This is a genomic window from Desulfofundulus sp. JL263-se, from assembly GCF_056316025.1.
The window spans coordinates 217,614-231,331 of record NZ_CM149993.1 but is presented as its reverse complement, the minus strand read 5'-3'; the positions used below and the strand labels follow the sequence as shown (position 1 = coordinate 231,331).

The window sequence follows — 13,718 nt, the reverse complement described above, 5'->3', positions numbered from 1 at the left end:
CTACTTATACCCCGGGACGGTATCGCTCAGCATTTCTAAAGCATGTTCCAGGTCTCTTGCCACTTTTATATTTTTCAACTGTACACCCATTTGGGCCAGGGTGAGGGCCACCTGTGGCTGGATACCGCAAATTACCATGGTACATCCCATCATCATGGCCATAGTAGCCGTCTCGGAAAGACTAAAAGAAATATAACTATCTATAATGTCGACCATGCTTACATCCATGATAATGGCCTTCACACCATATTCATCAATTTCGCGTAAAACCTGTTCCTGCAGGGCATCTACCGTACTGTCGTCCAGTTCTATCTGTATGGGAACCAGAAGATAATGATTGAACTTGATGGTCGGCACAACCCGCTTCATTCTTATGCCCCTTTCTCCTTCATCGGATGCTGCGACCAATATCCCGTGGCCTCGGTAGCATACCACAGGGCGTCCTCCAAATTTCTCTTGATGGTAACCATAGTGAGATCAATATCCAGCTTCACCAGGGTTTGGGCAATGTCGGGTTTTATGCCGCAAAGCACGACCTCGGCACCCAACAGCTTTATCCCGTTGAACATCTCGATAAGATAACCTCCGGTAACCGTGTCAATCACGGGTACGCCGGTAATATCGATAATAACCACCTTGGATCCGCTCTTCGAGGTATGTACCAAAACCTTTTCCGCCATATTTTGGGCCCGTTCACTATCCAGGGTACCAATAAGGGGCACCAGCAGTACATTTTCCCATATGTCTATAACCGGGGTGGCCAGTTCGGAAATCATCTTGCTCATGAGCTCGTTGTCCTGGGCGGTAACCAGGCGCATTTCCCCACTAAGCTTCAACGCCACCCGCAAAAGGCGATCAATGGGAAAACCTTCCACCCGCTTCCGCAGCTTGAACACCTTGCCGGCAAAATCCTCCTCCCCCTGCTCGTGCAGCAAGAGGGTAACCGGCTCCAGCACCTTAGCTTCAAATTCGTCGCTATCCCCGCACTCCGCCGCACTAACCAAAATTTCCCGCCAATGCCCCTCTTCCTGAGAGCCCGACGAAAGCAGGCCCACCAGCTCTTCCAAATGATCAATTATAAAGGCCTTCATAAAGTAAACTCCTTTCAACAACCTTTGGCCACATCTTAGCAATTAAAGATTACATTTATCAACAATTCTTTTTATTATTCTACACCATTATCACAACTCCTGCTATATAAGGGTTTTGCACAATTCCGTTTTAACCCTTCCCCAAGCGCAGCAGCCGCGCCACGGCAAAGGGATCGGAGGCAATCACGCTGGCGGCGTAAAGCTCCATGGCCCCGAAGTCGGCGGTACGGTGGAATACGCTGCCGCGGTCCACCAGGCGGGCGATAAGGGGAAATTGCGCCCATTCCCCGTCATCTCCCGCCAGGGGCGGCAGGCAGAGGGCCGCGTTAAAACTGTTGAGCCCGGCCTTCTTTATCAAACGGTTCAGCACCCCGCCCACTGCCCGGCCCGCCCGGCCGAGTCTTTCCGGGGTGACCGGGCCGGGAGGCAGGAAAATCCAGGTTTCCTTTTCTTTAATGGGAGTCAGTACCACCAGCAGGCGGCAGCCGTTCTCCATCCACCCCAGCCCCAGGGCCTGGTGCAGGGCAAACAGGTCTTCGAAGTAGTCATCGCCGTAATTCTGTGCATATTGCCGGGCGCACCGCCGCAGCCAGTCCACCCGGGGATAATGCCGCCCCCGGGTGAGGGTAAGCTGCAGGTGGCCGTGCACCACCGACGAGCCGGCGGGCCACAGGCAGTTCCACATGAGAAAGGGATAACGGGCCGTACTGTCGCCCTCCCCGGCGGCATGCCGGTGGGCCGCCGAGAACCAGCGGGCCGCCACTTGAAAATAATCTTCCACCATGGCCTCGTCAAATTTTAAGGGATGATGTTCCCGGGGGATGACCAGCCCGTGATACCCGTCGTACTTGGCCACGTTGGCCGCGGTAATACAGTGTTCCCCCCGAATGCGCCCGAACAAGTCCCGGGGAGTACGCTCCCCGGGCGCGCAAAAGGGACAGCCCTGCCTTTGTTCCTCCACCAGGAAGTCCAGGTTCTTGCTTTGGCGGGCCCCCAGGGGCCGGCGGCCGCGGAGGTGATTGAACAGCACCCCCTCACCGGTAACCAGGTTGGTCACCCGCACAATCCTCTGGTTTTCCACTTCCTCCACGCTGCCGAACCTTTCCGCAGCCCAATCCCGCATACCCTCCGGCAGTTCCAGGCGGCCGGGCAAGCTGTCTGTTTCGTAAATCCTTTCAAATAATGCCCGCTCCCGCAGGGGCAGTTTGTCCACCAGCAAAGGCAGCTGAAACACGGACATAAGAGCAGCTCCTTCAAAGAAAATCCCCGGGCAGGCCGGGGGATAAATCAGCTCTCAGTTTCTTTTATTAACATATCCAGCCAACGTTCCAGGTAAACCGGTAAAATAAATTCGTTAAGCACGTGTTCCCTCCCCGCGGACCCCAGGCGCCGGGCCAGTTCCCGGTCCTTCAACAGGCGAACGGAGGCCGAGGCCACTTCCTCAATGGCACCGGCATGCAGCCCTGTTTTTTCATGCAATACCTGGATCTTAATGCCTCCCACCGGGTTGGCCACCAGCGGCCTGCCTTTCCACAGGCCTTCGGTAACGGTCAGCCCAAAACCTTCCCTTACCGATTTTTGGATAATCACCGCCGCCGCCCGCTGCAGGGCGTTTATTTCCAGGTCACTGCCGGGAGGTAATTCCAGAATGAATATATCCGGGTCCTCCGCCGCTTCCCTTCGCACCGCCTCCAGCACCTGAGCCCCCTCCGGGTCATCACTGGCACCGCCGCCGGCCAGTACCAGACGGCAGGGTATTTCCTGCCGCACCAGGTGGAAAGCGGCAATTACTCCTATGGGATCCTTCAGCCAGTCAAAGCGGGAAACCTGCAACAGCAGGGGCAGGTCCCCGGGTACGCCCAGGCGGTCCAAAATTGCACGGACTTCTTTTTCAGAAAGGTCCCTGTTTTTATCCCCCAGGGGATCAATGGCCGGGGGCATAACATAGTGCCGCTTATCTCTGGTCTTAACGTATTCAGGTAAATGATAGACAGCTGCATCACACCAGGCTATCATTGGCCGCAGGAAATTCCATACTCCGGGGTCGGCATCCACAGGGTCAATGTGGCAGTACCAGATCCAGCGGCCCTTGTGCCCGGGACGTACTTCCGTCAACCCCAGGGGCTGCTGGTCGTGGATAATCACAAAATCGGCGTCTTCCCTGATTATAGTAAGATTCATGCGGGAAACGCGGCGGTACTCCTCCAGCATTTCGGGAGTAACCTCAACCTCCTGCCCGTGCAGGGCATTGTGAAACATTTTGGTTACCCGGAAAAACTCGGGAGTACCCCCAATTACGTCCCAATACACCCGCAGCCCCACATCTTCCATGAGAGGTACCAGCCGCTTCAATATTTCAGCCACACCCCCGCCCTGGGCAGTGGAATTAATGTGCTGTACCACCTTCCCCCGCAGCCTGCCGGCCTTGTTCCGGATAACTTCTATCTTATCTGTGCCGATTATTTCTTCGTAATCCTTTAACCTTAACATCCCGTCTCCTCCGTAAATCGTTTATATATTAATTTTAACAATTTTATTACCTCCTCCGGCCCCCCAAGGCGGTACAGCGCCCCGCTGGGCCGGTCCCGCCGGGCCACCAGCACCCCCGTACCCCGTCCCTGCACGGCCCGAAAAGCATCTTCATCGGTCACATCATCACCCAGATATAAAGCAGCATAACCCGGAAAGCGGGATAAAAGCCACTCCAGCGCCCGGCCCTTGTGCAGGCCCCGGGGGCGTACTTCCACCACTTTTTTACCCTCTAATAATTCATATACACCGGGCAGGTTCTCCGCTGCCAGGGCGCGAAACCGGGACACCACTTTTCGTGCTTCTTCAAGGCAGGCCAGCCTGTAATGCAGGGCCACCGATATACCCTTGTCTTCCAATATAAACCCCTTTTTCTCCCTGATTAATTCCCGCCCCTGCCGTACCACTTCCGCCAGTTCCTTCTCTGCCGCCCCGCCGCCTGCCAGCTCCACTTTGTTTCCCCCCGGCTCCCTTATTACGGCACCGTGGGCCCCGGCCAGGTAAAGCAGCTCCGCCGGCAGCCACTCCTCCAGCTGCTCCGCCGGCCTGCCGCTGACCACGGCCGCCCGCACCCGCTCCAGGCCGGCCAGCGCCCGCAAAAGTTCCACCACTTCCGGAGCAGGAACGGCCTCCCCGGGAGTAGGGGCTATGGGAACCAGGGTGCCGTCATAATCGGTAACCAGCAACAGCGGCCTTTCATCCAGGCGGGATACCAGTTGTTCAGGGGTCACCGGACACGGCATGCCGGCTATACTCCCCGCAGGTTCTTTGACAGGGTAAAATTACCTGCCGCCAGCGCCCCCCGCCTGCGGGCATCAATACCGCGAAGATGCCGGAATTGTTGGGCCAGGCCCGCCGTTACTCCCTTAAGCCACCACTGCACGTCATATTGCCGGATGCCCTTCTGCATGGCCCTCATCCTTCTTTGCTGTTCAGCAGGGGACATTTCCACCGCCGCCTTAATTTTAAGCGCCATATCCTCGGAGTCATAAGGGTTGGCCAAAAGGGCGCCCGCCATCTGCTCCGCCGCCCCGGCAAAGGGACTTATTACCAGCACGCCGTCCCCGTTTATGCGGCTGGCCACAAATTCCTTGGCCACTAAATTAAGGCCGTCCCTTAAGGGGGTAACCAGAGCCGCATCGGCAGCCAGGTAATGGGCTGCCAGTTCCCGCCGGTCCAGGGCCTTGAAGCTGTAGCGCACGGGAACTTTCCAATTCTCGCCAAAACGACCGTTAATACGCCCTACCGCCTCTTCCACCCGGCGCCTTAAATTGGCGTAAGTATTTACTTCAGTGCGGCTGGGCACGGCCACTTGTAAAAAGGCCACCTTGTCCCGGTACCCGGGAAACCTTTCAAAAAACTTTTCCACTGCCTCTAACTTTTCCGGGATCCCCTTTGTATAATCCAGCCTCTCCACGCTTAAAAATATAAATTGGGCCTGCACCGACCCGCGTATTTCACGGGCCCTTTCCTGTACCCTGGCATCCCGGGCCAGTTCCAGAAACTCCCGGTAGTTTATTCCTATGGGCAGCGCCTTTAACTGCACAATCCGGTCTTTTTGCTCCACGATGCCCCGCTCGTAATCAACAGGCAGGTCCAGTAACCTTTCCACCGCCCGCAGAAAATTTTCTACATAACCGGGCAGGTGAAAAGCCAGCACGTCGCTGCCCAAAAGGCCCTGCAGAATATCCGCCCCCCAGGGCAGGGTACTAAAAATTTCCAGGGGAGGAAAGGGAATGTGCCAGAAAAAGGCCAGCTTCCCTGACCAGCCGGCCTCCCTCAAATATTTGGGCACCAGGGCCAGGTGGTAGTCATGCACCCAAACCAGGCCGCCCTCTTCGGCAACGCCGGCTGTCGCTTCGGCAAAACGTTCATTAACCCTCCTATAACTTTCCCAATTATCACGGGAAAAACGGCATTTTTCCAGGAAACAGTGGCATAAAGGCCACAGGCAATCATTGGAAAAGCCGTGGTAATAGCAGCGGTAATCCTTGCTGCTCAAAAAAACTTCCTGTACCACATAGGCCGGGTTGTCGCCCGGCACGCCCATGGGCTTGCCCACGGCGGAACTCTCCGCCACCCGGCCGCACCAGCCTACCCAAACGCCGCCCAATTCCAGCATAATGGGCTCTAAAGCTGAAACAAGGCCGCTGACGGCCCTGGTAATCTCCGTACCGCGGGGGCCCTGCCGGAACACGTAAGGGGCCCGGTTGGATACCACCACCAGGGTATGAATACCGATATTCCTGATCTGCCTGATGAGCGACTCTTGCATAAGGCCCACCTCCTCAGGGCTCAACGATTACCCGAACATTGCCCTCCCGCCTTAAAATACTGCAGTAGGTCTTACCCCCTTTGCGGGAAAACTCCATATCCACCCTGCCGTTGGCCACCCGCATGTTGTACACCGTCACCTGGTTTACCCAGCCGGGCAGTACCGGACGCTGGATATATACATCACGCCACCGGCACTCTATACCCAGTAAAGACTGCAACAATAAAAAGATGCTGCCCACCGCCCAGGCCTGGGGGTCGCAGGCAGTGGGAAACTGTACCGGCCCGGCGGCCCCCCGGCGGGTGAACCCGCAAAATAACTCCGGCAGGCGGTGGTAGGGAAAATACCGGGCGGCATCAAACAAGTTATCCGCCAGCTTTCTCAACTGCTTGAAGGCATGATACTTCCGCAGGCCTCTGGCAATAATGGCATTGTCGTGGGGCCAGACTGAGCCGTTGTGGTAACTCATGGGATTGTACATGGCCTCGCGGCTGCTCATGGTGCGAATACCCCAGCCGGAATACATATCCGCATCAAATAACCGGGAGATCACCTTCAGGGCCCGGTCCCTGGGTAATATGCCGCACATGAGGCAGTGCCCCCCGTTGGATACGGTGGTTTTCACGGGCCGCTTTTGCCCGTCCAGGGCAAAAATAGTATACTTTTCATCTTCCAGCCAGAACTTTTCCAAAAATTTTTTTCGCAGCCTGGAAGCCCTGTCTTCCAGTTCCCGGGCCTCCTGCTCCTTGTCCAGCAGGCGGTATAAAACCGCCGCCCGCACCAGCGCGAGGTAATAATAAGCCTGCACCTCCACCAGGGCAATGGGCCCCTCGGGTATACGGCCGCTGCGGTCCACCACCCCGTCCCAGGAATCCTTCCAGCCCTGGTTAACCAGTCCCCGCTCCGACTCCCGCATGTATTCAATAAACCCGTCCCCGTCCAGGTCACCGTATTTATGACACCACATTAAAGCGTCCCTTAAGGGTCCGGTCATTTCCCGCAAAAACCGGTGGTCGTTCATCCAGCGAACATATTCGAAAAGGAGGATTATGAACCATAAAGTAGAATCAACCGAACCGAAGTACGGGGTATGGGGCACTTCCCCCACCTGGGCCATCTCCCCGAAACGCATCTCGTGCATTATTTTGCCCGGCTTTTCCTCCCTCCAGGCGCACTCTTCCCGGCCCTGCAGGCGGGCCAGAAAACGCAGCGCTTGCCGGGCTATGGTGGGATTCAAAATCAGGGTTTGCCAGGAGGTAATCAGGGCATCCCGGCCGAAGGGGGCCGCATACCACGGTATGCCCGCCTCCACGATCTTGCCCCAGCCGGGATAATCAGTAATCAGCGCCCGCATGTCGGTAACCCCGGCATTCAACATTTCATTGAATTGCTCATTATCTGTCATAAAAAACGTGCATTCCTGCTTCCACCGGCTGTAATCCCCGGCCAGCCCCTCCGCCACCTGGTAAAAGGTCGCGGGGAGCCTGTTCATCTCCAATACGGGCAGCTTCGACCGGCCGCTCACCACATCGGTGGCCACCTGCATAAAAAGGTATAACTTTTGCCGTACAGGCAGGTGGAAGCGAAAATCCAGCCGGGCCAGTCCACTTTCTATTCTTACTCCGTCCGGCTTGCGGGAAAAAAATACCCTGGTTTTCCGTACCCGGCCGTCCAGCCCCCTGTAGCCGAAGGCCACACCGTTTTCCAGGACCTCGGGCTCCAATATTTCTCCCCGACGGGGGCGGCTGAGGCCCCGCACTTCAAATATGTCCCGGAAATCGGCCCCCAGCACCAGGGTTACCGTCACGTCTACGGGAAAGTTATTAAAATTAATAAGCCGGAATCGCTGAAACAGGGAGCCCTTGAGCACACGCAAAATGCGCAGGTGCACCGTGTGCAGGGGTAAAATTTTCCCCCCTGCGGAAATTTCCCGGTTACTGAGCTCTATCTGGGCAAAGTGGCTGTCCCTGGTGTTACCCGAAAGCAGGACGGGGCTGGTACCCTCCAGGTATATTTCATGACAGCTCAAAAACCGGGTATCCCGGTAGTACAGCCCCAGCTCGCCGGTGTCATGGCGGGGAATTTCCCCGCCCGGCAGGGAAGTAAGAAAGCTTTGTCCTTCCTTTAAAACTTCAGTGATGTTTTTAATGTCATCGGGGGAAATATACCACTCTTCCGACAAGCTACCATTCCTTTCGGTTAATTGGTCTGGTGCAACCATTCAACCATTGTATAAACTTCTTCGGTGCGCGCCACCATGGATTCGGCGGTAAACTTTTCCTTCACCAGGCGGTGTCCTCTGGCGCCCATTTCCCGGGTCAGCCCGCGGTCCGCCAGCAGCCGGCAGCACCGGTCGGCCAGCCGGCGGTGGTCATGCATGGGCACCAAAAAGCCGTTTATTCCGTCCCGGATTATTTCCGGCATCCCGCCTGCCCGGCTTACCACCAGGGGTTTGTGACAGGCCTGGGCTTCCAGCAGGGCCAGTCCGAAGGGTTCCTGAAAACAGGAAGGATATATGCAAAACTCCGCCCGGCGGTACATAAAAGGCATTTCTTTCCAGGGAAAGTGGCGCACGTAAACAAAATCCTCCAGGCCCGCAGACTTAATTTGCTCCATAATCTCCGACACGTATTCTTCCCGCCGGTGCTCCCGGTCCACCATGTTTTTCGTCCCGGCCATTACCAGTACCACATCGGGATATTCCCTGGCAATCAATTCCAGAGCTTTAACGGCCACATGGGAACCCTTGTCGTAGCACATCCTGGCCGGGTGAAAAATAACCCGGCGCCCTGCCAGCCCGGGATATTCTTTCTCCGCAGCCCCGGTATCCAGCCACTCGGGCCCGATACCGTGATGCACCACCCGGATACGGTCCCGGGGATACCCGTGGCGAATTAATTCCGAGGCTATATAGCCGCTCACGGCAATGACGCCGTCCCACTGTCCGGCCAGGCGGCAGCACTCATTCCACAGGACGTCGTTCCAGGCATTGTGCGCCGTGAGCACCAGGGGAATGCCCGTCTCTTTTTTTATTTCGCCGAGAATCCCGGCGTGTACCGGGCTGAAATAATGGAAGTTGTGCGCGTGAATGATATGGGGCTTTACGTCCTTTACAAACCTCACCAGCAGGCGCCGGATATCTCCTTCCAGGGCGGAAATATCTTCGGGCAGCCGGTTCAAGTCCATCAAGGGACTTCTTTCTATATATACTCCCCGGTATTCTTCTCTTTCGGGAACCCCTTCCGCACTCCCCACCAGCATATACACTTCCCATCCCCGGCGCGCCAGGCCGGGGCCCAGTATGGCCAGGTGGGACTCCACCCCGCCGATAACCGGCGGGAAGGCCCAGTGTAACATGGCTATTCTCACTTGATCACCCCGGTAATAAAAAATGCTGACCAATAATCTTTCCCTGCAATTGCAATTGCGCAAACAGTGGAAAAACTATTGCCCAGCATAATAATATGATCAAGAAATAAAATAAATGTTTTTAATTAAAGCTTTGATTAATTATATAATTTTTTCCAATTTATAGTACAATAAATTGGAAAAAATGTCAACAATACAGACCCGCGCGGGAGAAAAAATTTACCGGGCTCTGCCCGGTTATCATCAATTTATAATTATTTTATCCAAATCTAACAGCAGTATAATATCTTCTCCGTGGTGAACAACCCCCTTAATAAACTGACCTTCAGAATTCAAAGATTCCGGTGCTTCCACTTTATCTTCCGAATACCGGGCCACTGAATAGACGCTGTCAACTATAAGCCCTAATTTAATATCGTTTTTTTCCACCACCACAATCCGGGAATCATTATTAATTTCGCCCTCTTCCATCCCCAGGCGCAAATTTAAACTTACTACCGGAACAATCGACCCCCTGAGATTGATAATGCCCTTGCAGTAATAGTCAGTATTGGGAACCGGTGTGATATCCATCATGCGAATAATTTCCGATACATGCTGAATCGGCAGGGCATATTTCTGTTTATTCAATCCGAACACCACAATCTGCTCTTGTTCCGCCATTTTTTTAAGCCTCCTCTTTATCATCCCCTGAAGGTTCGGAATCTGCCGGCCCGGTCTCGTCCACCTTGAACTTCTCCACCGTATTTTGCAGCTCTTCGGCAATGTTGGCCAATTCCTGAGCCGCGCCGGATACCTGCTGGACGGCAGAGGTAATCTGTTCGCTGGAGGCGGACAGCTGCTGCACACCCTCGCTGACCTGTTTGGCGCCGGCGGCCACGTCTCTTATCATCGTCGTATTCTTCTCCACCGCCTTAATAATTTCCTCCAGGGCGGCTCCGGCGTTATTGGCCACCTGCACCCCTTCGTTCACTTCCGCCACGCTGTGGTCAATGGCCGTAACGGCCTCTCCCACACCTACCTGTATCTTTTCTATCAAACCTGTAATCTCATTCGCCGCCCCGGCCGATTGCTCCGCCAGCTTGCGAACTTCCTCGGCCACAACGGCGAATCCCCGGCCGTGTTCCCCGGCCCGGGCCGCCTCGATGGCGGCATTTAAAGCCAGGAGGTTCGTCTGGTCCGCTATGTCAGTGATGGTACTGATGATCTGCCCGATCTGGGTGGACTGTTCTCCCAGGTTTTTGACGGCAGCGGCAACGGTCTGTGCCGAGCGGGCGATAGAATTGATTTTTTCCACCGTTTCCTGCACGGCCCGGTTGCCCTCTTCCGCCACCTGGCGAACCTGCTCGGACTCCCCTGCCGCGGTTTCCGCATTTTCCGCTCCCTGACCGGAGGTGGCCGCAACCTCGCTGGTGGTACTGGCCACCTCTTCCACGGTGGCGCTCACCTCTTCACTGGTGGAAGCCAGTTCCTGGCCGTGGGAGGCCAGCTTCTCAGAGCTCTTCTTGACGCTGGTAATCATGGATTTCAGGTTTTCTACCATTTCCTGGAATGCTGCGGCCAGGTTCCCGATTTCATCCTTCCTGCCGCGTCCCGTATCGACCTTCTGAGTTAAATCACCCTGGGCCACAGCCCCGGCTATTTTGCTGAGAGAAACTATGGGCCTGGCAATGTAAGTGGCAATGATAACAGAAATGAGCAACATTATTATGACGGCACCCAGGGTAAACAGTACTGATATCCTTTTAATTTGGGCCAGGGGCGCCATAACGTCGGCGGTATTGGCCGTTTGGAATATGGACCAGTTGGCGATTTTTATGGGAGCATAGGCCGCTTCTTTACTTACCCCCTGGAAAATATACCGGCCGTACCCCTCTTCACCTGCCGCCGCCTTCTTTCCCAGCTCGTACAGGGAATCACTCTGTTCCCATATCTTTTTATTATTCACCCACTGTTTATCCGGGTGGGCAATTATGGTCATATCACTGTTAATTATAGTACCATAACCGTGGCCCCCTATGTTCATTCCCCTGACCAGATCCTGTAAATACTCCAGGGTAACCGTGACTGCCAACAAACCCACCGGTGACAAACTATCGTTATCTTGATAAATGGGAGCGGCTATGGCCACTACCATTTGTTTCGAGGACTTGCTTATAATAGGGTCGGAAACAACGATCTTGCCGGTTTGCATCACTTCCTGAAAATATTCCCGGTCAGATATGTCATAGATTGTATCCCCACCGGTAGTGGTATGGGCACTGCCGGTGCTGTCCGACACCACAAACATTTCATAATCAGAGTGGCGCCGGGCAATTTTTTCTAAAACCGGGTATTGTCTTTCCCAGTCCATGCTCTTTATGGCCGGTGTATTGGCCAGGGTGACCACTTCGTTTTCAATACCTTTCAACCAGTTAGTGACCACTTCGGCATTATGCCGGACCCCGTTGGAGGCGGCTTCAGTAATTTCAGCCTTTAAAATGGAGGCCGCCCGGTTATAGTTCAGCCAGGATAAGGATATTAAAATCAGTGCGGTAACCAATATTAAAATCAGTGACAATTTTGTCTTAATGCTGTTAAACATGATATCTACCCCTTTTTTTGAACAGTGTGAAAATTAAACTCCTCTCCCCCTGCATGAAATTCTACGCGACCAGTCCTTTAAAATACCCCCTCCTTCCCCGATACATAAGCATAAGGGCCATAGATACACTATGGCCCTTATGCTTAAACACAATATTTAAGCAGCCTGGCAGCCATAGCGTGAAAGCCTTAGGCCCATGACTTTGCGCCCCGGCCTTTCGGCCGGTTTGCCCGGTTTTTAAGTTTTAGTAAAAAAAACTATATTAGTAATAATACCATAATATTATAAAAATTATAAAGTTCTTTGTACAAAACTTCGATAAATATAATCATAAATCAACTAAGTAGAACGCCTTTCACCTTTTTCCTGCCGCCGCATACAATAAGTAGAAAATTCATTGCGGTGGAAGGAGGGTGGGTAATTGCCCAATAATATCAACCCCTTCACATTATTTTTAATTCTCATTCTGCTCACACTCAGTACTGACAGCCAGGCCGGTGCAAAGCTGCGATTTTTAAAAGATTTTTCAGAGCAAACCTATCGCACTCTGGCCGCCATGCGGGAAGGCATTGACGCCATGTATGACAGTTTCCAAAAGGCCCGGTCAATGTTTGCGAGCCCCTCCCGCTGATGGAGAGTGAGTTAATTGGATATGGATAAATTACTGCGCTGGCAGGAATTTGCCCAAAAAATGTACGGTAAAGATTTCTGGTCGGAGATATTTAACAATGAATTTTTGTCCGGTTTTTGGAAAATGCTCGCGACAGAATCAAATTTCCCGCGAGCCGATGTTTTTAAAAACCAAACAGAAATTATTGTCTTAATAGAAATACCGGGATTAAATAAAGATGACATAAAACTTACTGTTTTAGGAGACCGCCTGCGAATAAAGGGAGTTGTCCGGCCCCCCTATCCAAACCATACCAGTATAACTGCCGAGAGGTTTTACGGGCCCTTTGAGCGGACAATTCAGCTGCCGGAAATTGTAAGCGGGGAAGGGGTTTCGGCAAAATTCAACAACGGGCTGCTTGAAGTGCGCTTACGCCGCGATCCACGCGCTGCCGCGCAGAACATAAAAATAGAATAAAAAATAAATGTAGGGATAATTATGTCCTGTGGCACGATCAAAAAACTTAAAAGCTTACTGGGGCATTTAGCACAAAAAGTTTGCGGTGATCGCAGAAATATCGAGAAAAGGTTGCGCAGGCTGGAAGAAAAAGTACGGGATTTGGAACGAAAAAAGCCTGAATGCCCCCTGGTAATAGAACAGCTCTACGTGGAAAAAATTGAGGTTGATAAAGTAGAATTAAACAACAATATCGGCGCCATGGGAATAAAAGAATTGAGCGGGATGCTGAATATCGGGGCCAATTACGGCGGGAGAATCCCGCCGCAGGGCGTAAAGAAACAGGGAAACGATTCGCCGCCCCCCGGGTCCGGAGTTGAGAAGCGGCCCAAGCCGGGGAAAGAACTCAAATGTAATATAAGTTATAAAGAAAACAGAGAAAAATCCCGTAATGTGAACGGTGATTGCTAAAAATATCCGGGATATTTTGTTCCCGGATATTTTAATTTTTCAAAAAATTTTTTATTGCTTAATGTAACCTTTTCCTTCACAGCCGAATATTGTAAAACCAGTAATAAAAACTTAATATTTAAGGAGGTATTTTATCTATGGGTTACGGTTCCGGACCTGTAGGAAGACCCGGCAGCAAGCCTGCCAAAACCATGGGATTCCCCTTCTTCCCCTGGCTTTTTATTCTCCCCTGGCTGTTTCTTTTCCCCTGGTTCTTTTTCCCCATCTTAGGGGTTGAGCAGCAAGAAGCGGAAAAAGAATAATTATGTCTCATTCCGCGGAACGCCCCTTTTA

General features: G+C 53.2%; 14 protein-coding genes and 1 riboswitch. Of the genes, 4 read left to right on the top strand and 10 right to left on the bottom strand.

All coding sequences use genetic code 11. From position 1 onward, the window contains the following. The 10 genes from ACX4JR_RS01210 to ACX4JR_RS01165 all read right to left on the bottom strand — a co-directional run bounded on the left by ACX4JR_RS01210 (position 1) and on the right by ACX4JR_RS01165 (position 11,848). Positions 1-435: an STAS domain-containing protein gene (locus ACX4JR_RS01210; RefSeq protein WP_476059239.1), complete on the bottom strand. Its 435-nt coding sequence runs from the start codon at positions 433-435 to the stop codon at positions 1-3. Then, entirely contained in the window at positions 372-1,091 is a 720-nt protein-coding gene (locus tag ACX4JR_RS01205; protein WP_476059238.1) for an STAS domain-containing protein, read from the bottom strand. Before ACX4JR_RS01205 ends, ACX4JR_RS01210 begins: the two co-directional genes overlap by 64 nt. Before the next feature lie 130 nt (positions 1,092-1,221). Then, complete coding sequence (locus tag ACX4JR_RS01200) at positions 1,222-2,331, bottom strand: hypothetical protein (RefSeq protein WP_476059237.1); 1,110 nt, start codon at positions 2,329-2,331, stop codon at positions 1,222-1,224. A gap of 47 nt (positions 2,332-2,378) precedes the next feature. Continuing rightward, positions 2,379-3,581: a glycosyltransferase gene (locus tag ACX4JR_RS01195; RefSeq protein ID WP_476059236.1), complete on the bottom strand. Its 1,203-nt coding sequence runs from the start codon at positions 3,579-3,581 to the stop codon at positions 2,379-2,381. Next, positions 3,575-4,363: a trehalose-phosphatase gene (gene otsB, locus ACX4JR_RS01190; RefSeq protein ID WP_476059235.1), complete on the bottom strand. Its 789-nt coding sequence runs from the start codon at positions 4,361-4,363 to the stop codon at positions 3,575-3,577. Before otsB ends, ACX4JR_RS01195 begins: the two co-directional genes overlap by 7 nt. Positions 4,364-4,368: 5 nt before the next feature. Then, positions 4,369-5,895, bottom strand: a complete 1,527-nt coding sequence (locus ACX4JR_RS01185) for an alpha,alpha-trehalose-phosphate synthase (UDP-forming) (protein WP_476059234.1) — start codon at positions 5,893-5,895, stop codon at positions 4,369-4,371. Between the two features lie 13 nt (positions 5,896-5,908). Beyond that, positions 5,909-8,077, bottom strand: a complete 2,169-nt coding sequence (locus ACX4JR_RS01180) for an amylo-alpha-1,6-glucosidase (protein ID WP_476059233.1) — start codon at positions 8,075-8,077, stop codon at positions 5,909-5,911. A 17-nt stretch (positions 8,078-8,094) separates the two neighbouring features. Further along, positions 8,095-9,297, bottom strand: a complete 1,203-nt coding sequence (locus ACX4JR_RS01175; protein ID WP_476059232.1) for a glycosyltransferase family 4 protein — start codon at positions 9,295-9,297, stop codon at positions 8,095-8,097. 210 nt (positions 9,298-9,507) lie between these two features. Then, complete coding sequence (locus ACX4JR_RS01170) at positions 9,508-9,927, bottom strand: chemotaxis protein CheW (protein ID WP_476059231.1); 420 nt, start codon at positions 9,925-9,927, stop codon at positions 9,508-9,510. Between the two features lie 4 nt (positions 9,928-9,931). Continuing rightward, positions 9,932-11,848, bottom strand: a complete 1,917-nt coding sequence (locus tag ACX4JR_RS01165; protein ID WP_476059230.1) for a methyl-accepting chemotaxis protein — start codon at positions 11,846-11,848, stop codon at positions 9,932-9,934. 156 nt (positions 11,849-12,004) lie between these two features. Further along, a riboswitch (cyclic di-GMP riboswitch) is annotated at positions 12,005-12,089 on the bottom strand. A 180-nt stretch (positions 12,090-12,269) separates the two neighbouring features. Between ACX4JR_RS01165 and ACX4JR_RS01160 the strand changes: the two genes are divergently transcribed. From ACX4JR_RS01160 to ACX4JR_RS01145, 4 genes are all read left to right on the top strand, one after another. Beyond that, on the top strand, positions 12,270-12,479 hold the full coding sequence (locus ACX4JR_RS01160) for a hypothetical protein (RefSeq protein WP_476059229.1): 210 nt from the start codon (positions 12,270-12,272) through the stop codon (positions 12,477-12,479). A gap of 21 nt (positions 12,480-12,500) precedes the next feature. After that, on the top strand, positions 12,501-12,935 hold the full coding sequence (locus ACX4JR_RS01155) for an Hsp20/alpha crystallin family protein (RefSeq protein WP_476060446.1): 435 nt from the start codon (positions 12,501-12,503) through the stop codon (positions 12,933-12,935). 21 nt (positions 12,936-12,956) lie between these two features. Continuing rightward, entirely contained in the window at positions 12,957-13,385 is a 429-nt protein-coding gene (locus ACX4JR_RS01150) for a hypothetical protein (RefSeq protein WP_476059228.1), read from the top strand. A 137-nt stretch (positions 13,386-13,522) separates the two neighbouring features. After that, entirely contained in the window at positions 13,523-13,687 is a 165-nt protein-coding gene (locus ACX4JR_RS01145) for a hypothetical protein (RefSeq protein ID WP_476059227.1), read from the top strand. Positions 13,688-13,718 lie beyond the last annotated feature (31 nt).

Coding starts and splice junctions, on each gene's coding strand:
- ACX4JR_RS01205 (WP_476059238.1), bottom strand. CDS start 1,091: ATGAAGGCCTTTATAATTGATCATTTGGAAGAGCTGGTGGGCCTGCTT.
- ACX4JR_RS01200 (WP_476059237.1), bottom strand. CDS start 2,331: ATGTCCGTGTTTCAGCTGCCTTTGCTGGTGGACAAACTGCCCCTGCGG.
- ACX4JR_RS01195 (WP_476059236.1), bottom strand. CDS start 3,581: ATGTTAAGGTTAAAGGATTACGAAGAAATAATCGGCACAGATAAGATA.
- otsB (WP_476059235.1), bottom strand. CDS start 4,363: ATGCCGTGTCCGGTGACCCCTGAACAACTGGTATCCCGCCTGGATGAA.
- ACX4JR_RS01185 (WP_476059234.1), bottom strand. CDS start 5,895: ATGCAAGAGTCGCTCATCAGGCAGATCAGGAATATCGGTATTCATACC.
- ACX4JR_RS01170 (WP_476059231.1), bottom strand. CDS start 9,927: ATGGCGGAACAAGAGCAGATTGTGGTGTTCGGATTGAATAAACAGAAA.
- ACX4JR_RS01165 (WP_476059230.1), bottom strand. CDS start 11,848: ATGTTTAACAGCATTAAGACAAAATTGTCACTGATTTTAATATTGGTT.
- ACX4JR_RS01155 (WP_476060446.1), top strand. CDS start 12,501: ATGGATAAATTACTGCGCTGGCAGGAATTTGCCCAAAAAATGTACGGT.
- ACX4JR_RS01150 (WP_476059228.1), top strand. CDS start 12,957: ATGTCCTGTGGCACGATCAAAAAACTTAAAAGCTTACTGGGGCATTTA.
- ACX4JR_RS01145 (WP_476059227.1), top strand. CDS start 13,523: ATGGGTTACGGTTCCGGACCTGTAGGAAGACCCGGCAGCAAGCCTGCC.